This is a genomic window from Marinilabilia salmonicolor JCM 21150, from assembly GCF_000259075.1.
GTDB lineage: Bacteria > Bacteroidota > Bacteroidia > Bacteroidales > Marinilabiliaceae > Marinilabilia > Marinilabilia salmonicolor.
The window spans coordinates 76,537-95,408 of record NZ_AJKI01000007.1 but is presented as its reverse complement, the minus strand read 5'-3'; the positions used below and the strand labels follow the sequence as shown (position 1 = coordinate 95,408).

General features: G+C 40.6%; 11 protein-coding genes and 2 tRNA genes. 11 read left to right on the top strand and 2 right to left on the bottom strand.

The features are described 5' to 3' along the window. Positions 1-355 precede the first annotated feature (355 nt). Together W7W_RS0105495 and thrA are read left to right on the top strand one after the other, a co-directional pair. Positions 356-1,225, top strand: coding sequence for a histidinol-phosphatase (locus tag W7W_RS0105495; RefSeq protein WP_010662822.1), 870 nt, complete (start codon positions 356-358; stop codon positions 1,223-1,225). Positions 1,226-1,413: 188 nt separating this feature from the next. Next, positions 1,414-3,849 carry a bifunctional aspartate kinase/homoserine dehydrogenase I gene (thrA, locus tag W7W_RS0105490; RefSeq protein ID WP_010662821.1) on the top strand — a complete coding sequence of 812 codons (2,436 nt, stop codon included), beginning with the start codon at positions 1,414-1,416 and terminating at the stop codon, positions 3,847-3,849. A 57-nt stretch (positions 3,850-3,906) separates the two neighbouring features. Here the strand turns inward: thrA and W7W_RS0105485 are convergent. After that, a tRNA-Gly gene (locus W7W_RS0105485) sits at positions 3,907-3,978 on the bottom strand. 57 nt (positions 3,979-4,035) lie between these two features. Beyond that, on the bottom strand, positions 4,036-7,371 hold the full coding sequence (locus W7W_RS0105480) for a ligand-binding sensor domain-containing protein (protein WP_010662820.1): 3,336 nt from the start codon (positions 7,369-7,371) through the stop codon (positions 4,036-4,038). Between the two features lie 351 nt (positions 7,372-7,722). Between W7W_RS0105480 and W7W_RS0105475 the strand changes: the two genes are divergently transcribed. The 9 genes from W7W_RS0105475 to W7W_RS0105430 all read left to right on the top strand — a co-directional run bounded on the left by W7W_RS0105475 (position 7,723) and on the right by W7W_RS0105430 (position 18,614). Continuing rightward, positions 7,723-9,186: a tryptophanase gene (locus tag W7W_RS0105475; RefSeq protein ID WP_010662819.1), complete on the top strand. Its 1,464-nt coding sequence runs from the start codon at positions 7,723-7,725 to the stop codon at positions 9,184-9,186. Between the two features lie 226 nt (positions 9,187-9,412). After that, positions 9,413-10,753 carry a dihydrolipoamide acetyltransferase family protein gene (locus W7W_RS0105465; protein ID WP_010662818.1) on the top strand — a complete coding sequence of 447 codons (1,341 nt, stop codon included), beginning with the start codon at positions 9,413-9,415 and terminating at the stop codon, positions 10,751-10,753. A 174-nt stretch (positions 10,754-10,927) separates the two neighbouring features. After that, positions 10,928-12,979 carry an alpha-ketoacid dehydrogenase subunit alpha/beta gene (locus W7W_RS0105460; protein WP_010662816.1) on the top strand — a complete coding sequence of 684 codons (2,052 nt, stop codon included), beginning with the start codon at positions 10,928-10,930 and terminating at the stop codon, positions 12,977-12,979. A 39-nt stretch (positions 12,980-13,018) separates the two neighbouring features. Continuing rightward, a complete protein-coding gene (locus tag W7W_RS0105455) occupies positions 13,019-13,537 on the top strand; it encodes a flavodoxin (RefSeq protein ID WP_010662815.1) in 519 nt (172 codons plus the stop codon). 88 nt (positions 13,538-13,625) lie between these two features. Next, positions 13,626-13,701: transfer RNA gene (locus tag W7W_RS0105450), tRNA-Lys, on the top strand. A 1,088-nt stretch (positions 13,702-14,789) separates the two neighbouring features. Further along, positions 14,790-15,335 carry a helix-turn-helix domain-containing protein gene (locus tag W7W_RS0105445; protein ID WP_010662814.1) on the top strand — a complete coding sequence of 182 codons (546 nt, stop codon included), beginning with the start codon at positions 14,790-14,792 and terminating at the stop codon, positions 15,333-15,335. A gap of 319 nt (positions 15,336-15,654) precedes the next feature. Then, positions 15,655-16,428: a dihydroorotate dehydrogenase electron transfer subunit gene (locus tag W7W_RS0105440; protein ID WP_010662813.1), complete on the top strand. Its 774-nt coding sequence runs from the start codon at positions 15,655-15,657 to the stop codon at positions 16,426-16,428. Continuing rightward, complete coding sequence (locus tag W7W_RS0105435) at positions 16,422-17,333, top strand: dihydroorotate dehydrogenase (RefSeq protein WP_010662812.1); 912 nt, start codon at positions 16,422-16,424, stop codon at positions 17,331-17,333. Before W7W_RS0105440 ends, W7W_RS0105435 begins: the two co-directional genes overlap by 7 nt. Positions 17,334-17,510: 177 nt before the next feature. Beyond that, positions 17,511-18,614 carry an Lnb N-terminal periplasmic domain-containing protein gene (locus tag W7W_RS0105430; RefSeq protein WP_234409096.1) on the top strand — a complete coding sequence of 368 codons (1,104 nt, stop codon included), beginning with the start codon at positions 17,511-17,513 and terminating at the stop codon, positions 18,612-18,614. Positions 18,615-18,872: the final 258 nt, after the last annotated feature.

Genomic DNA, 18,872 nt, shown 5'->3' with positions numbered 1-18,872 from the left:
TGTGAATTTAGGGGTGCAAAATTAGTCATTGCAACCGAACCTTACCACTATTTTTAACTGTTTTATTTATAAGATTTCACATTGAAGTTTTCTAATAACCTGAAAGGAAACAGTAAAACTGGATTTCCCCATACCATCAGGTTTCTGTAAATAAATCAGTACTCCTAAAAGCAAGGTTTTTCCTTTTAGTGCACATATCTTTGATATTCAGGTTTTTTTTGCAAAATGAGTTTGTGGTTTTCAAAGGCATAAGTTCGATGAAATCCGGAAAGGCAGCTGACCTTCTTTTTGCGGTTTAAGCCTTTTATCCCTTTATTTGTAATCAAAGCAATCAGAACCAGAAAAATGTAATTTTATGGACAGAAGTTGGGCCAATTATCACGGACATTCGTTTTATTGCGACGGACAGGGTAATCCTGAAGAATACGTACTTAAAGCCATTGATTTAGAAATGAATACCATAGGGATTTCCAGTCATGCTCCGGTGCCATTTTCTACAGACTGGAATATGCTTTCCGGGAAACTTCCACTGTATTTAAAGGAATTGGCTGACCTTAAAACAAAATACCATAATCAAATTAATCTGCTTTCAGCTCTGGAGGTTGATTATATTCCCGACTGTGCCGGGCCTCAGCATTCGCGTATTCCGAATGCATTACTGGATTATACCGTAGGCTCGGTGCACTTTGTTGATGCGTTTCATGACGGGACTCCTTTCTCCATTGACGATGCCACACCAAAATTTGTTAAAGGAGTGGACGAAATTTTTTGGGGTGACATCCGAAAAATTATAAAACGGTATTTCAATTTGCAAAAAGAAATGCTGGAAAAAGAACCACCCCGGATACTTGGACATCCGGATAAAATTAGAATGCACAACAGAAACCGGTTCTTTTTTGATGAAACTTCCGACTGGTACGTGGAAGAGGTGAGGAGTACCCTGAAGCTGGCTGCTGAGAAGAATGTAATTGTGGAGATAAATACAAAATATTATGATGCGGCTGAGTACACTTTCCCTTCATCAGATCATTTTAAATGGATGTCTCAAAACAATGTTCCAATGACTTTGAGCAGCGATGCTCACAAACCGGAAAATCTGCTTTCCGGATTTACAGAGGTTGCTGAAATGCTACTATATCATGGCATTGAACACTTATGGCAATATGATAACAGCACCGGAAATTTTGTTCCCAAAAAATTTGATATAGCCGGTATTGAGTGGTGAAAACCGAACGTTAGCGAGTTTTCCCAATCCTAGGCAGTTTTGTGAAATCAAAGTTCCATACTCGTTTTATTGGTTTTCAATTTTTAAACAAATCAGGTTACCTAAAGTCATAACATTTGTCATATTTTATCTCTTTTTTGCTACATTTGCGAGTTCCATACTACTTGTAATAGAAAAATAAATCAGGAATGAAGATACTGAAATTTGGAGGCACATCCGTTGGTTCAGCCGACAATATTCGAAGAGTAAAAGATATTATCCAAAACCAGAACGACCAGGTTGTAATTGTGGTGTCGGCCCTGGGGGGAATAACTGACAGACTCATTAAAGCAGCCACAATGGCCGCTGAAGGAGATGGCCAGTACGCCTCTGAGGTCAAACAAATTGTTGAAATTCATCAAAATACCATTGTTAGTCTGTTTTCAGATGAAAAAAAGCAACAGGAAGTTTCTGATTTGGTAGCCCCCGAATTGGATGAACTCAACTCCATTACCAAAGGCGTCTTCCTGATACGGGAGCTAAGCAGAAAAAGTCTGGAAAGCATATCTGGAATTGGAGAAAGGCTTTCGTCAAAAATCATTTCTTCCTTTTTGGATGCAAAATGGTTTGACAGTCGTAAATACATCAAAACATTTGTGGAATACGGCAAGAGCCAGGTGGACCTGGAAGCCACCAACAACCTGCTTCCGGCGATAGCTTCCGATCTTGACAAAATATCTTTGTTTCCCGGATTTATCAGCAGTAATAAAAAGGGAGACAATACCACTTTAGGACGCGGTGGATCGGATTATACTGCTTCTTTGCTGGCAGCCTCATTCAATGCCAGTATGCTTGAAATATGGACCGATGTGAATGGCTTTATGACTGCTGATCCGAAGGTCATTAGCAGGGCTTACTGCATAGAACACCTGAGTTATGCTGAGGCAATGGAATTGTCTCATTTCGGTGCCAAAGTGATATACCCGCCAACCATTTTGCCGGCTTATCAGAAAAAAATTCCCATCACCATAAAAAACAGCTTTAACCCTGAAGCCCCGGGAACACTGATTGACGGGCATAAAGAGACGCCAAAACCCAGACAGATTAAGGGGATTTCCTCTATAAAAAACGTATCCTTGCTCACGGTTCACGGAATGGGAATGGTGGGTGTCTCCGGCATCTCCATGCGCTTATTTGCATCCCTGGCAGCTCAGGAAATTAATGTGATTTTGATTTCTCAGGCATCCTCGGAGAACAGCATCAGTATAGTTATTGAAAGTGACCAGTCATCAAAGGCACGAAAAGCCATTGAGAAAGAGTTTAAAAGAGAACTTGAAGACAGGCACATCAGCGGAATAGATATTGATGACCAAATGGCAGTGGTGGCCATTGTGGGTGAGAATATGAAGCATACGACCGGAATGTCAGGGCTTCTTTTTAACAGTGTAGGCAAAAACGGGGTAAATGTATATGCAATTGCCCAGGGAGCCTCAGAGTTGAATATTTCCTTTGTTATTAAGGAACGAGATATCAAGAAAGCCTTGAATGTTATTCATGAATCGTTCTTCCTTTCTGATTATTCACGGTTGAACCTGTTCCTGGTGGGTAAAGGAACTGTAGGAAGTAAACTTCTGAATAAAATTGCAGCTCAGAGTGAAAAACTCATGAAAGAGAACAGGCTGAAAATCAGATTAATTGGTCTTGCGGGAAGAAAAGGAATGATACTTAACAATGAAGGGATGGATGCATCAACGGCAATAGAGAAGCTTGATAAAGAGGGCATTGCCGGGACAGTCGGGGATTTCAGAGACAAGATTATTGAGATGAACCTGGCCAACAGTGTGTTTGTGGATTGCAGCGCAAGTGGGGAAGTGGCTTCCATATATCAGTCGCTGTTGGATGCCAACGTTTCAGTTGTTACGGCCAATAAAATTGCCAGTTCTTCGTCCTTTTCCACATATAAAAAATTGAAAGATACTGCCCGTGAAAAAGGGGTCAGGTTCTTTTTTGAAACCAATGTGGGAGCAGGACTTCCCATTATCGCACCGATTAATGATCTGGTGCGCAGTGGAGATAAAATTGTAAGATTGGAGGCGGTGCTTTCCGGAACCCTGAATTACATTGTCAATACTCTTTCGGAAGATAAGCCCCTGTCGGAGGTTATCATTGAAGCTAAAGAAAAAGGATTTAGTGAGCCCGATCCACGGGTTGACCTTAGTGGTACCGATGTGGTTCGAAAATCATTGATTCTTGCACGGGAGTCGGGGTACAGTATTGAAGAATCTGATGTTCAGGTGGAACCGTTTGTGCCTCAAAAGTATCTGGATATGCCTTCTCTTGAAGAATTTATGGTAAAGGTGAAAGAACTGGACGCGCCCTTTGAAGAAAGAAGGCAAAATGCCATGAAAGAAGGTAAAAAAATTCGTTATGGCGCCCGGTTAACGTCTGATGGAAAAGCTGTTGTAGGACTGATGGAGGTGGACAGGTCTCATCCGTTTTACGATCTGGAGGGAAGCAATAATATTGTGCTGATTTGGTCGGAGCATTATTTTGAACACCCAATGCAGATCAAAGGATATGGAGCGGGTGCTGATGTTACGGCTGCCGGTGTGTTTGCGGACATTATTAAAGTAGCCAATGTTTGAAAACTACGTTAAATAGATAAACATAAAAAAGCCCGGAAAATACCGGGCTTTTTTATGAGCGGAAAACGGGGATCGAACCCGCGACCCTCAGCTTGGGAAGCTGATGCTCTACCACTGAGCTACTTCCGCAATTTTACTACAAAAATATAAAATATTTGAATCGGAGAGGTAACTGATAAAGAAAAATTAATGATGCAAGGGCAAAATAAATCCAAATCGACTTCCTTTTCCGGGATAACCTTCTACAATTAGCTTTCCATCATGTCGCTCTATAAATTCTTTACAGACTGTAAGCCCAAGGCCTGAGCCTTTTTCCCCGTGAGTTCCGGGGGTGGAAAAAATTTGAGTTGGCTGTTTTATTTTTTCAATCTGCCCGGGAGTTAATCCTTGTCCGGAATCTAATATAGAGACAATTAGCTGATTGTGATTAACTTCTGACTTTAGGGATATCTGGCCTTTATAAGGAGTAAACTTGATGGCGTTGGAAAGAATATTGCGTACGACAATTCGCATCATTTCAGAATCAGCTTCAAATTTGATGGTAAAATCCAGCTCGGAAGAATTTAATTGAATCCCCTTTTTAATCATGCTTTCTTTTAACAGGCTAAGATTGTCTTCAAAGATCCCCTTAATGGAAACAATCCCAGGATTCAAATTTATCTCATTGGTTTGCGATCGTGCCCAATACAACAGATTCTCCATTAGTGCCAACACCTGATTGGAAGAATCGTAAATATATCCTGCATATTCTCTTGAGAGGTTATTTTCCCCCTCATTGAACAGCTCTTTCAAAATACTGGAAAAACCAATGATCGTATTAAAAGGAGCGCGCACGTCATGGGCAATAACAGAAAAAAGACGATCTTTCGTGTTGTTCAGTTTTTGGAGGTTATCATTACTTTGCTGCAATTCTTCCGCCTGCGTCTTCAGTTCATCGGCCTGTTTTTGTATCGTAAGTTTTTGTTTTTCCAGTTCCTGATTGATGTCATCCAATTCGACAGTTCTCTTTTTCAGTGAAACATTTCTCTCATTGAGTCGTTTAGTTCTTTCTTTTACCAAAGCAGTTAGCGCAACTTTCTGATGCCTAAGTATTCGGGTTCTGATACGAACAACAAGATAAATAACAATAAAAAGCAATACAATCATTGAGATCTGAAACCAGATGGTCATGTACCATGGTGGTTTTACTTTAACAATGATAGAACTTCCCTTCTCATTCCAGATACCGTCATTGTTGGCGGCTTTCACATGAAAAGTATAAGTGCCCGGAAAAAGATTGGTAAAAGTAGCCTCGCGCTTGTTTCCTATATAGTGCCATCGGTCTTCAAAGCCTTCCATTTTATAGGCAAACCGATTTCTGGAAGGATTGATGAAGTTGATAGCGGTAAAGCTTATGGAAAAGAACTTGTCGGAATGGTCTAATGTTATGGTGTCAGCGTAACTGATATGCCGGGCAAGAGGACTATCGTTCCCATAATCATCAACAGATTCATTGAAAATTTTTAAATCGGTAAAAACAACAGTTGGAGGAATAAGATTGTATTTAATCTTAGTTGGATCAAATGAATTTAGTCCCTCAGGTCCCCCGAAAAAAAGATTTCCTTTTCCGTCGCGGTATGATGATTTCAAGTTGAAATCATTGGCCTGTAAACCATCGGATTTATCAAAATTGAAAACTTGGTTATTTTCCGGGTTGAATTGCCTTATCCCGCCATGAGTGCTGACCCATAAATTGCCATTGATGTCGTGCTCAATACTGCAAATATACTGGTTGTTAAAATTTTCAGAATGAAAAGTAAAATCATCGGTTTCGGGACTATAAGAATACAATCCAAAGGTTGTTCCCACCCAAATAGTGCTGTCCGGAGTTTCATGAATACAAATTACATCATTGCTTTTTATTGATTTCCGGCTGTCGTTACCATAAGATAAATATACTTTAAAAGTATCTGTATCGGCATTCATCCGATTTAAGCCGTTGGAGGTGGCAACCCATAAGTTATTTTCCGAATCAAGTAAAATATGGTTTGTCCACTCAATGGAAAGATTGCTGTTTTTGGTAGTATAATGGGTAAAAGTACCGGTCTTTTTGTTGAAATAATCTATTCCGACACCATGAACAGCAAGCCAGAAGTTTCCATGAGTATCTTCTTCTATTGCCCTGATGTCATTTCCAGCTATTGATTCGGGATCATTGCTGTCATGTGAATAAGAGATGAACCCATTCGTACGGGGGTTATACTTCTGAAGTCCACCTGAATAAGATGCCACCCACATATCATTCTCGTTATCCAGGTGCAGGTCAAATATAGAGCCCTCTGCCAAAGAAGCAGGATTTTTGGAATCCGCCATAAAATGAGAAACTGTTCCTTCACTCCATTGAAAAACCGTAATTCCCCCATTAAATCCCCCTGTCAATAAATTTCCGTGTCGGTCTTCTGCTATGGAATAAACATTTTCGTCCCCAAGGGGCCAATAACTTTCCGGGGTGGCGTCAAAAAGCTGAAAACCTCTCTCTTTCTGAGAAAAATCAAACCCTTTCTCCGAATAAATGACCCAATAATTAAGTTGTCTGTCCTGAAATATTGCGATAGGGTTTTTTTTCACATTGTTTGAACCATCGGGTTCTTCATAATAATCTACAAATGTACTCTTCTCCGGATTGTACCTTTTTAGTCCGGCATAATCACACGTCCACAAAAATCCCTGTTTGTCAACGTAAATATCAATAACAAAGGCATTATAGTCCTCCGTGAGAAACCTGTTGGTAGTTTTGTTGATGAAATTGAATTGCGTTATGCCATTTCCCCTTGTGGACAACCATAGTAAGCTGTCATTGTAAACAAGATCCGTAATCTCAAATTCATTAAGCGTCTTCGCCTGGGACTCAGATATCCATCCGGGAAGTTGCCTTTCTTCATATTTCTTATTGTGCCGAAAATGATGAATTCCTCCCGCCTCATTTTGTCCAACCCATAAATCATTATTGCTGCCAAAACAAAAGGAGGCAATTTCTCCTCCTTCCAATTCAATAACAGGCACAAATTGTTTTTTTAGTTCATTGTATTGGTAAATGGATGACCCGGAAGCTACCATAATCTCATTGTTACGGTTTTCCGCTATTTGATTTATAACAGTAAAATCAAGACCATTCGGGCTTTCTGCAGATGCGATCATTTTAAAAGTATCAATCTCGGGAATATAGACCGACACCCCCCAGGCTGTTGCAACCCAGACCCTGTTTTTGCTGTCAGCATAAAGGGTTTGAATATTGTTATTGCCCAACCCGGTGTTTTGTTCTTCATTATTTCGGTAAACATGCATGTCATGTCCGTCGTAACGATTTAACCCGTCAATGGTGCCAATCCATATGTATCCATTTTTATCTTGTGTGATACTGGTAGTAAACTGGCTGGAGAGTTGTTTCTGTGCCGGAATGGATTTGAAAAATAGTTTTTGTGCCTGGCCATAAAAAACCAGCTGCCCCCAAATCAGAAGAAGAAATGTAACTAATACCCGCATGTTTTTAACCCTAAAAAGCCGGGGGCCCAATCCCAACAATAAATACCCATTGTTCTACTATTAATAATAGTATACTTCGTTATATGAAAAAAGTTATAATAACCGGCAATAAATTCATCATTATTTTTCAGAAAATAAGTTTCTGCGGACTATAATGTATAATTAATTTGTATTCAGTTTAAAATATTCAAAATTGAAACTTTTATTGATTTTTGTCATATTTCCCACAATCAAACCATTATCTTTGTAACGGTTTTTAAGAAAAATAAACCAAATAGTTGTAATTTATTTCTTTAAACCTAATATTTTAAATATTTTTTCATTTTACAAAACCTCTTTTCTATAATAACCATGAACGACCAGACAACACCCTCTATCCGTTTTTTTGGTGAAGAAACCTTTCCTGTTGAACTGCATAAAGTCAGAATAGTACAAAAGCTCCACCTTCGCCCGATTGATGAGCGCCTCGATGCCATAACCAAAGGTGGATACAATACATTTTTGCTGAATACAAAAGATGTATTTCTGGATATGCTGACAGATAGTGGCACCAATGCAATGAGTGACAATCAGGTTTCATCAATGCTAAAAGCCGATGATGCTTATGCCGGAAGTCAGAGTTTTTACAGGATGGAGGAGGCTTTAAAAGATGTTTTCGGTAAAGAATTTATTTTGCCTGTGCATCAGGGAAGAGCAGCTGAAAATGTGGTTTCTCAGGTTTTTATAAAGCCCGGCGATATCATTCCCATGAACTATCATTTTACCACCACCAAAGCTCATATGGAATTAAATGGGGGTAAAATATTTGAAATATTGACAGAAGAAGGGTTAAAAATAAAAAGTAACCATCCCTTTAAGGGAAATATTGACATTCAGCAATTAAAAGATCTCATTTCGGAGTACGGAGCAGAGCACATCCCGTTCATCAGGCTCGAAGCTTCAACAAATCTCATCGGAGGGCAGCCTTTTTCAATTCAGAATATGCGTGAGGTGAAACGTGTGGCCGATGAAAACGGAATTATGATTGTTCTGGATGCAAGTCTTATCGGGGAGAATGCGTGGTTCATCAAACAGCGTGAAGAGGAGTTTAAAAACACCTCAATACGCGAGATCCTTCGCACGATGTGTAGTATTGCCGATATTGTTTATTTTTCTTCACGCAAAGTGAGTTCTACCCGCGGGGGTGGTATTTGTACCAACAACCACGATCTCTTTTTGAAGATGCGGGACCTGATACCTCTTTATGAAGGCTTTCTTACCTACGGAGGAATGTCAGTTCGGGAAATCGAAGCAATGGCTGTTGGACTCCAGGAAACTACTGATGAAACAGTCATCAGTCAGTCGCCTTCATTTATTGAATATACGGTTAAAGAACTTGATGCTATGGGTATTCCGGTAATTACACCTGCCGGGGCATTGGGCTGTCACATTGATGCCATGTCGTTTCTGGATCATATTCCGCAAAAAGAATATCCAGCCGGGGCATTGGCTGCGGCCTTGTATATTATTTCAGGATGTCGCGGAATGGAAAGAGGGACCATTTCAAGTGTTCGTGACGAAAATGGGGAAGATGTTCTGGCTGATATGGAACTACTGCGTCTGGCATTTCCTCGAAGAGTTTTTACCTTATCACAAACCAAGTTCCTCATTGACCGCGTTCATTGGTTGTTTGAAAACAGAAAGTTGGTGGGTGGACTTAAATTTGTTGATGAGCCGGAAGTATTGCGCTTTTTTATGGGACGTCTGGCTCCCGTGAGCGACTGGCCTAAAAAACTGGTTGAAAAATTTAAAGAAGATTTTGGAAATAGTCTCTAATCCCGGAACAGATTAGATTTTAGGTTTGACCGGTATTTTCGAATATGGAAATACCGGTTTTTTTATGCTTGAGAATAAAATATACCGTTTTGTTGAACAAAAATACGTTGGAAGTAGTTTGTAGAGAAAAACAATGAAAGACTGTTGTTTTTATTTGGATTTGTTTTAAATAAAACATTGTTCTATTTTTGCCACTCGTAAATTACAAAAATTAAACCCAACTGATATGTCAACATTTGAAATATTGATGCCTAAAATGGGCGAAAGTGTAGAAGAAGCCACCATTACAAAATGGTTTGTCAAGGAAGGTGACACCGTTGAAGAGGATGATCCTATTCTTGAAATTGCCACCGACAAGGTGGATTCGGAAATTCCGTCTCCGGTGGCCGGAACTATTAAAGAAATCAAGTTTGCGGTAGATGATGTGGTAGCAGTCGGAACTCCTGTTGCTATTGTTGCGCTGGAAGGAGAAGAAGAGGAAGAAGATGATAGCGACAAATCAAAAGAGGAATCTTCTGACACAAAAGCTGAATCACAAAAAGCATCTGCTGAATCAAAAGCACCTGAAAAGAGTGAGTCTTCAGATCAGGAAGACCAACAGGAGAGCGATCGTTTTTACTCACCACTCGTCAGAAGTATTGCCAAAGAAGAAGGAATCTCTTTTAAGGAATTGGATACCATCGATGGAAGTGGTCGCGAAGGACGGGTAACCAAAGAAGATTTGCTGAATTATCTGAAATCAGGAGATGCCGGCAAAACATCGACAGAAAAGAAAACTGCTGAACCTAAGAAACAGGAAAAACCGGCTGATCAGGGAGCAACCAGAACCATCCAGGCACCGAAGGTTACTGCAGGTGAGGGGGATGAAATTAAGGAGATGGATCGTCTTCGGAAACTGATTGCCGATAATATGGTAATGTCAAAGCAGGTATCGCCCCACGTAACTTCAATGGTGGAAGCCGATGTCACCAACCTGGTACTCTGGAGGAATAAAGTTAAAGACCAGTTCCAGAAGAAATATGGTGAAAAACTCACTTTCATGCCTATGTTCGGGGAAGCTGTCGCAAAAGCACTGAGGGATTTCCCGGGTGTGAATGCTTCGGTTGACGGACACAATATTATTCTTCGCAAAAATGTGAACATCGGTATTGCAGTTGCTCTGTCATCCGGTAATCTCATTGTTCCCGTGGTGAAACAAGCCGACCAGAAAAATGTAGTGGGTATGGCTACCGAAATGAACAGACTTGCCACTGCAGCACGTGATAATAAGTTGACCGGAGATGACATTCAGGGAGGTACTTTTACCATTACCAATTTCGGTTCATTCAAGAACACTATCGGGACTCCCATTATCAATCAGCCACAGGTGGCCATTCTGGCAACCGGTACCATCGAAAAGAAACCTGCCGTTATAGAAACGCCCACCGGTGATGTGATAGCTATTCGCCATAAGATGTTCCTGTCTCTTTCATACGACCACAGAGTAGTGGACGGAGCGTTGGGTGGTATGTTCCTGCGTCGTGTTGCCGATTATCTGGAACAAGCTGATATTGACCGGGAGATCTAATTTTCCTTCCGAATCAGCATCGATTTGCTGCTCTATGATCGAATTATTGAGGATATGTAATTTTGATAAAAGTGATTCTGATTCTACAAGCATGGCATTGTTCCAATTTGTTACCACAAGGAAAACCTTTCCCATGTTGGTTTTATCAGATTTTAAAAAATAAATTTTATACTGATGAAGAGTAATTTTCCTGAGAAATATTCAGTAAAGAAAACAGATAAGAAAACACTTTTGAAGTGGTATCGTCTGTTGTTCCTGGGACGTACACTTGATGAGCGCGCCCCTAATTATCTTAAGCAGGCTATTGGGTGGTCCTATCATGCACCGGCTGCCGGCCACGATGGAATTCAACTGGCCATTGGTCAGAATTTCAAAAAAAACAAAGACCACCTTTTTCCCTATTACCGTGATCTTCAAACTTGTGTATCTGCAGGCATGACTGCCGAGGAAGTTATTTATAACGGAATTTCCAAAGATGCAGATGTGGCCGGAGGTGGACGACATATGTCCAACCACCTGGCTAAGCCGGAATGGAATATTCACAATGTGAGTTCGGCTACAGGGAACCATACATTACATGCTTCCGGACTGGGACGTGCCCTCAAAACCTATAAGGAAAATGATGCGGTGGTGATCAGTTCCCAGGGAGAAAGCTCTGTTTCGGAAGGTTATGTGTATGAGGCCATCAACGGAGCCTCACGCGAACAACTTCCGGTGGTCTTTGTTTTTCAGGACAATGGTTATGGAATTTCCGTACCCAAGGAAGATCAGACAGCCAACCGGAAAGTTGCCCATAACTTTGAAGGCTTCAAAAACCTGCGCATTATTTATTGTAATGGTAAAGATGTTTTTGATTCCATGAATGCCATGGAAGAAGCAGTTTCCTGGGCCAAAAAAGAACAACGTCCGGTTGTGGTACATGCCAACTGCGTGCGGATAGGTTCGCATTCCAACTCCGACCGTCATGAGTTGTATCGTGATGAAAACGAGCTGAATTACGTGAAAGAGTACGACCCGCTGGCTAAGTACAAAAGAATGCTGCTTCGGTACGATAAAGCCACCGAAGAAGAGTTAAAAGAAATTGAGGAGAAAGTCACCAAGGAGGTAAAGGATGCGCACAAGAAGGCCATTAAAGCCGCAGATCCCAAGCCTGAATCAATTCACGATTTTGTGATTCCTGAGCCCTATGTTAGTGAAAAATATCCTGATGGTATTCCCAAAGGAGAAGGGAATTCCATTAAACTCATCGAGGCGCTCAACGGAACATTGAAATCAGAATTCCGCCACAATCCGGATACTTATTTGTGGGGACAGGACATAGCAAACAAGGATAAAGGAGGTGTATTTAACGTCTCCAAGGGAATGCAGCAGGAATTTGGCAAGCATAGAGTGTTCAATGCTCCCATTGCAGAAGACTACATCATGGGAACAGCCAATGGTATGTCGCGCTACAACAAGAAAATACGAATTGTGGTTGAAGGTGCTGAGTTTGCTGATTACTTTTGGCCAGCCATGGAGCAGTATGTGGAAACCACACATGAATACTGGCGAACCAAAGGACAGTTTTCACCCAACATCACCATTCGCCTGGCTTCGGGAGGATACATCGGAGGAGGACTTTATCACTCGCAAACAACCGAAGGGGCTTTGGCTACTTTCCCGGGAATCCGGGTAGTATATCCATCATTTGCTGATGATGCTGCAGGTCTGTTGCGTACCTCCATGCGATCTGAGGGATTAACTTTATTTTTGGAACCTAAGGCCCTTTACAATTCGCCCAAGGCAGCAGCAGTAGTTCCGGATGATTTTGAAGTGCCTTTTGGTAAAGCCCGTGTTCGGCGCGAAGGAGACAAAATGACGCTGATTACCTATGGAAACACTACCCATATGTGCTTGGAAGCAGCCGAAAAACTGAGCAAAGAAGATGGCCTTGAGGTGGAAGTCATTGACATTCGCTCGCTGATACCGTTGGATAAGGAAACCATTCTTAAATCATTGAGAAAAACATCCAGGGCACTGGTCGTTCATGAAGATAAAGTATTTGGCGGATTTGGAGGAGAACTGGCAGCCATCCTTGCTGATGAAGCATTTGAACTGCTAGATGCACCAGTCAAACGTCTTGGAGCTGAGTTTACACCCGTTGGGTTTAACCGAATCCTTGAAGCAGCAACATTGCCCAATACGGAGAAAGTTCTAAAAGCTGCCCGTGAATTAGCAGCCTACTAGCGGAAGGCAAATGATGGTTTAAACAAAACAAAGATAGAAATGAAGAAAATTGGTATTTTTTATAGTTTTCGTTCCCATAAAACCAAGCAACAGGTGAAAAAAATGGTAAAACACCTCGGCGAAAAGAATGTGGAGCAGGTTGATGTGGACGAAGCAACTCATAAAGATTTTGAAAAATTTGATAATTACATCTTTGCTGTTCCAACCTGGTTCGATGGAGAATTGCCCAACTATTGGGATGAATTCCTTCCAACCATTGATGAAGACAGTTTGAAAGGCAAAATCTTTGCACTTTTTGGCGGAGGAGACCAGAAAGGGTATCCCGAGAATTTCGTGGATGGGCTGGGCATAATGGCCGATTTCATTGAAAAAAGAGGAGGAGAAGTGATAGGCTTTACTTCTGTTAAAGGATACCAGTTTGAAGCTTCTCTGGCACAACGGGGAGATCAATTTGTGGGGTTGGCTCTGGATATTGAAAATCAGGCCGCATTGACCGAAGAACGAATTGAAAAGTGGATCAAAGAGGTTGAAAAAGCATTTAATGCAAAAAACAAGTAAAGTGAGCTTTTGATTGAAACTTTTATCGGCATTTTTTTGGATTGTAGTTTCAAAACTTTACTTTTGTACCCGCTGAATTAAAACAGGCGACTCAGTAGCTCAGCTGGTAGAGCACGTCCCTTTTAAGGATGGGGTCCAGGGTTCGAATCCCTGCTGGGTCACCACATTATTACGAACCGTATTTCGAATCAATTCGAAATACGGTTTTTTTATGGCGTTAATTATGTAAACCATAGATTGGTATCTTTAGTTCATCACACATATTGATGCCAGGAGAAATAAGAATATTGAATACACACACTTCAGTTTTTTCCAACTACAGTTTCACAAGGTCAAAACCTTAGTTTTCTTGCAGACCCTATATATAAAACTAGGTCGCATTGAAGAGAGGTATTTACACCATATTGTTGATTTATTCAATCAGTCGTTTTCGGAAATTCCTTACCCTAAGATACCAGCAGGGCCCATATATCGCAAATATCTGTAAACATTGGAACACTTCACTCTAAGGCTCCATTAGACTCACATATATAAATCTCCGGTCAAATCCATTGACTCTGATTACTTGGTTTAGATCCTGACTTCTGCAAGTTCGAATAATCATGATAAATACCTGTTTTTGATAAAAAAAGTAGGAGAGAAGAAGATTTTTCTCAAGTTTACACCTGTGATCAAGAAACATAACAGCCTTTCATGCTTGTAAAAACAATATTCATACACCCTTAAAATTCACTTTATCAGTACATTAATCTAGTTATATGAAGTTTTATTTTATAATACCCTGAGACGCCATGCATAAATATGCAATTCAGTCTAAACAGAGAAGCAATTTAAATCTTTTATGGTTGATTACCAGTGCTTTAATTGTATTACATTAAGTGTTTGTGCAACTCGTTATTGAACGGGACTAAATCATTTAATTGACAGATATTTACATGGTGAGTGCTAGTCCCATAACACAGTAAATATAAAGGCTTGTAATTCACAAAACATGATTTTAACCGTTTAATACACTGATTTAAATATCGCACGAACAGTGAGTTAGCATATAATTATATACATTTAACTTTAAGGAGGTAGTGGTCCGTAAATGAAGAATTGGATTCTTCGATAAGCTCACAATATATCGTATACAAATGTAACCATACCGGTTTGGTCAATGAATTTTAATATTAAAAAAACAATGATACATTTGTAGTGGTGATTGACCAGTAGCTTTTACATTTGTTACGTAGTTAATGAAATAAGAACCATGCAAGAAAGAATTAAGGAAATACTATCACAAGAAAGACTCAGTCCGGCAAGATTTGCAGAGTTGGTTGGTGTACAAAGGTCAAGCGTAAGCCATATTATTTCGGGCAGAAACAAACCCAGTCTCGATTTTCTTCAAAAAATCCTCACACATTTTGAGCATATCAGTCCTGATTGGTTAATTACCGGCAAAGGCCCCTATAAACGCTCCGAAGCCTTGAGCGGACAGGGAATTGCAACTACTAAGCAGTCAGGCACTGACGGTAAAATTGTATTTCCTTCTTTTGCTTCATCGGCCAGAGAGGAAGAAAAGGCTCTTTACAATGCAACACGAAATAAGGAAAGAGAGACTGCAAAAGAAGATACCTCCGGCCAGGCGGAGACTCAGGATGAAGATCAGAAATCCGGACCCAACTCAGATCCTGAAAGTACTGAGCATTTATCTGTGAATAAGCCGGAGTCTGTGGTCAAAACAACCAGGAAAATAGTGAAAACCCTTCTTTTTTATGATGACAATACTTTTGAAGCATTCTTCCCGTCGGAGTAGGTAAAAGAAGTTCAAACACCTTGTATTGCTCAATATCGAATGCATTTTAAACATCTGGTTATCTCATCTATCTGCAGAATTGCCGAAAAAATCCAGCAATGGGCAATCGCAAGTCTCTGAGAACATAATTGTACCTCATTTTTTTTTATATTTGTCCAAAGTTACAGCCGGTCTGTTTTTTACAAATGTAAACCGATTGACATTACAACGCCTTTAAAGTGTAAAAGAATGAAAGCTTATTAAGGTTAATTCGCTTTACAGCACTTTATTTAGGAGGACAATGACCTTTTTTGAATAATTCTTGTTTTATTTCGCCCTTATGCAAAAAAAACACATAGATGATTTCACGATTGTAGCCAATGAGCGGCATACACGTGAATTTGTAATTCTTACCTTAAAACACCCCGGCAAGATGCCGGAAATGTTTCCCGGGCAATTTGTAGAAGCCCGTGTAGATGGCTCCAACGCTACCTATTTACGCCGTCCGCTATCCATTCATGATGTGAATTATGCCTCCAACACACTGAAGTTACTAATTCAGGAGGTTGGTCCTGGAACCCGTACCCTTAGTGCACTGCAAGAAGGCGATCAGCTCAACCTGGTCTATCCATTAGGAAATCATTACACACTCCCCGAAAGTGATAAAGTGCTTTTGATTGGGGGCGGATGCGGAGTAGCTCCGTTGCTTTTTCTCGGTCGTTACCTAAAGGAGCACGGTATCACGCCGCGTTTTCTCATTGGCGGTCGCACTGCAGCCGACCTGGTAGAATTAAATTCCTATGAGACCATAGGAGAGGTATTGGTAACCACCGAAGACGGAACGCGCGGAACCAAAGGGTATGTAATTCATCACCCGGTAATGAAAACATTTGAACCCGATTTTGAATACATATATACCTGCGGCCCCGAGCCAATGATGAAAGTATTGGCCAAATATGCAGCTGAAAGGGACATCAAATGCCAGGTATCTATGGAAAATACCATGGCCTGCGGCATTGGTGCCTGTTTGTGTTGTGTAACCCCGACACAAGACGGGCATAAGTGTGTGTGTACAGATGGACCGGTTTTTGACTCAAAATATTTAAAATGGTAGATTTATCCGTTAACCTTGGAAATTTAACGCTCCGAAATCCGGTAATGACCGCATCAGGTACATTTGGATACGGAGAAGAGTATGAAGATTTTATTGACTTGTCGGAATTGGGTGGTATTATTGTGAAAGGTACCACGGCAACTGCGCGGGAAGGTAATCCTTATCCCAGAATGGCCGAAACATCTATGGGGATGCTCAATGCAGTGGGACTTCAAAATAAAGGAGTTGATGTTTTTTGCAATGAAATATGGCCTCGAATCAGCAATCGGGATACCCGTATTCTGGTCAATGTTTCCGGTTCCACAGTGGAAGAATATGTGGAAACAGCCGAAAAGATAGCGGCCCTGGAAGAGGTACCGGGCATAGAATTAAATATTTCATGTCCCAATGTTAAAGAAGGTGGCATGGCATTTGGTACCAGTTGTCCTTCAGCCATCGCAGTCACCAGAGCGGTACGTGAAGTGTTTCCACGGCACCTGATGGTCAAATTATCTCCAAATGTCACCGATATTGTGGAAATAGCCAAAGGAGTTGAAGAAGCAGGTGCAGACTCGGTCTCTCTGATTAATACCCTGCTGGGCATGGCCATTGATGCCAAAACACAAAAGCCCGTGTTGTCCACTGTAACCGGTGGACTTTCAGGTCCTTGTGTGAAACCGGTGGCATTGCGTATGGTTTGGCAGGTGGCTTCGGCTGTTCAGATTCCGGTCGTTGGTCTTGGTGGAATTTCTTCGGCTACCGATGCCATTGAGTTTTTGCTGGCTGGGGCTTCCGCAATCCAGGTGGGAACAGCCAATTTCAGAGAACCTGATGTTACTGTAAAAATAGTCGAAGGTATCATTGATTATATGGAAGAAAGAGGCATTTCAAAGGTTTCTGATCTTATTGGTGCTTTAAAAGTTTAATACATTTCTGCTTGTTTACAAAAGTAAAACCTGCAGTGATTGCTTTGTTTACTTTTGTGTATAATATATTTTACCATGTTAAATCTCAAGTTTACATCCGTAACAACCCCACTAAGAATTATTCTCCTTTTTCTGTTGTTAATTACAACTTTTGTCAATATAAAAGCACAAAGTAATGTGTCGAAACAACTTTCAGATGATGCGATAATCTCAGTGTTGACCTGCGCCCCGGGGGAAGAACTATATTCCGTATTTGGGCATACTGCTATAAGAGTCTCCGATCCGGACAACGATATAGATTTGGTATTCAATTATGGCACTTTTGATTTTAATACGCCTTTTTTTTATCTGAAATTCGGACATGGCAATTTGGATTATTTGCTTTCTGTATCCCCTTTTAAACGCTTTATGCGTGAATATTTCATAACCAATCGTTCGGTGTGGGAACAGGAACTGGCGCTTACGCAATCTCAAAAAAAATCATTGTTTAGGGCTTTAATTGTTAATGCACAACCGGAAAACCGGGCTTATCAATATGATTTTTTCTACGACAACTGTGCCACCAGGGTGGCCGATATTGTTTTGCAGCAATATGATACCGACCAGGTGGAATTCTCCACAGAAGACCTTCCGGCCTCTTTAACGTTTCGGGAAGCCATTCATCCTTATCTGGATAAGCAACCCTGGACAAAGTTTGGAATTGACCTGATTCTGGGAGCTCCTGCCGATGCTCAAACAGATTCTGCCTCCATTATGTTTCTCCCAGATTATTTGATGGCTCAATTTTCAGGCATTCGCATCAATAGCACTGAAAGTATGGTGGTTACGACCAATATTTTATTGGATTTAAGCAATTATTCAGATTTTAAAACTGCAGATTGGTGGTCTCCGCTTACCACATTATGGGTATTGTTAATTCTAATTGCCCTCTGGTCTTTTGCTGATGGAGAGGGAAAAAGCAAATTAAAAGTTTTTGATTTTTTTCTTTTCAGTACCGTCTCCCTTCTGGGATTGGTAATATTTTACCTTAGTTGGATTTCCAATCATCAGGTTACCAGTCCCAATTGGAATTTGTTGTGGGCAAATCCATTCTGGATTTTATTGGTTACAAATGTAAAAAGTAAATTTCGTAAACTTTTTTGTTATGCTCAGGGAGTTGCGCTGGTAATATTCTTCATTGTTATGACCATGGGAATTCAGTATTTCCCTTTTGAAAGTCTTCCTGTTATTTTACTATTGATAATCCGTGGCCTTTTCTCCTGTCGCAAACAAATAAATTAATCCGTATTACCGCTATAAACAGCTGAAAACCTATTACTTTCATTACATTACGAATCATCCTGTTGCCGGAGAACTACTCCAATACCTGCCAACTACTGGTCAAGCATTAAAATATTGCATCCACAAGACGTTTGTTATGTTAACTATGCTTGTTTTAGTTTGCCCGTTTGTCAAAATATTGTTTTAATCTTTTCTCTGAGAATTAAATTCATTTCACCGTAATTCTTTGATTTTATCAAAAAACAGAAACTTTTTTAA

What these genes read in the sequence shown, in the direction of transcription:
- W7W_RS0105495 (WP_010662822.1), top strand. Translation starts at nt 356, where the DNA reads ATGGACAGAAGTTGGGCCAATTATCACGGACATTCGTTTTATTGCGAC.
- thrA (WP_010662821.1), top strand. Translation starts at nt 1,414, where the DNA reads ATGAAGATACTGAAATTTGGAGGCACATCCGTTGGTTCAGCCGACAAT.
- W7W_RS0105480 (WP_010662820.1), bottom strand. Translation starts at nt 7,371, where the DNA reads ATGCGGGTATTAGTTACATTTCTTCTTCTGATTTGGGGGCAGCTGGTT.
- W7W_RS0105475 (WP_010662819.1), top strand. Translation starts at nt 7,723, where the DNA reads ATGAACGACCAGACAACACCCTCTATCCGTTTTTTTGGTGAAGAAACC.
- W7W_RS0105465 (WP_010662818.1), top strand. Translation starts at nt 9,413, where the DNA reads ATGTCAACATTTGAAATATTGATGCCTAAAATGGGCGAAAGTGTAGAA.
- W7W_RS0105460 (WP_010662816.1), top strand. Translation starts at nt 10,928, where the DNA reads ATGAAGAGTAATTTTCCTGAGAAATATTCAGTAAAGAAAACAGATAAG.
- W7W_RS0105455 (WP_010662815.1), top strand. Translation starts at nt 13,019, where the DNA reads ATGAAGAAAATTGGTATTTTTTATAGTTTTCGTTCCCATAAAACCAAG.
- W7W_RS0105445 (WP_010662814.1), top strand. Translation starts at nt 14,790, where the DNA reads ATGCAAGAAAGAATTAAGGAAATACTATCACAAGAAAGACTCAGTCCG.
- W7W_RS0105440 (WP_010662813.1), top strand. Translation starts at nt 15,655, where the DNA reads ATGCAAAAAAAACACATAGATGATTTCACGATTGTAGCCAATGAGCGG.
- W7W_RS0105435 (WP_010662812.1), top strand. Translation starts at nt 16,422, where the DNA reads ATGGTAGATTTATCCGTTAACCTTGGAAATTTAACGCTCCGAAATCCG.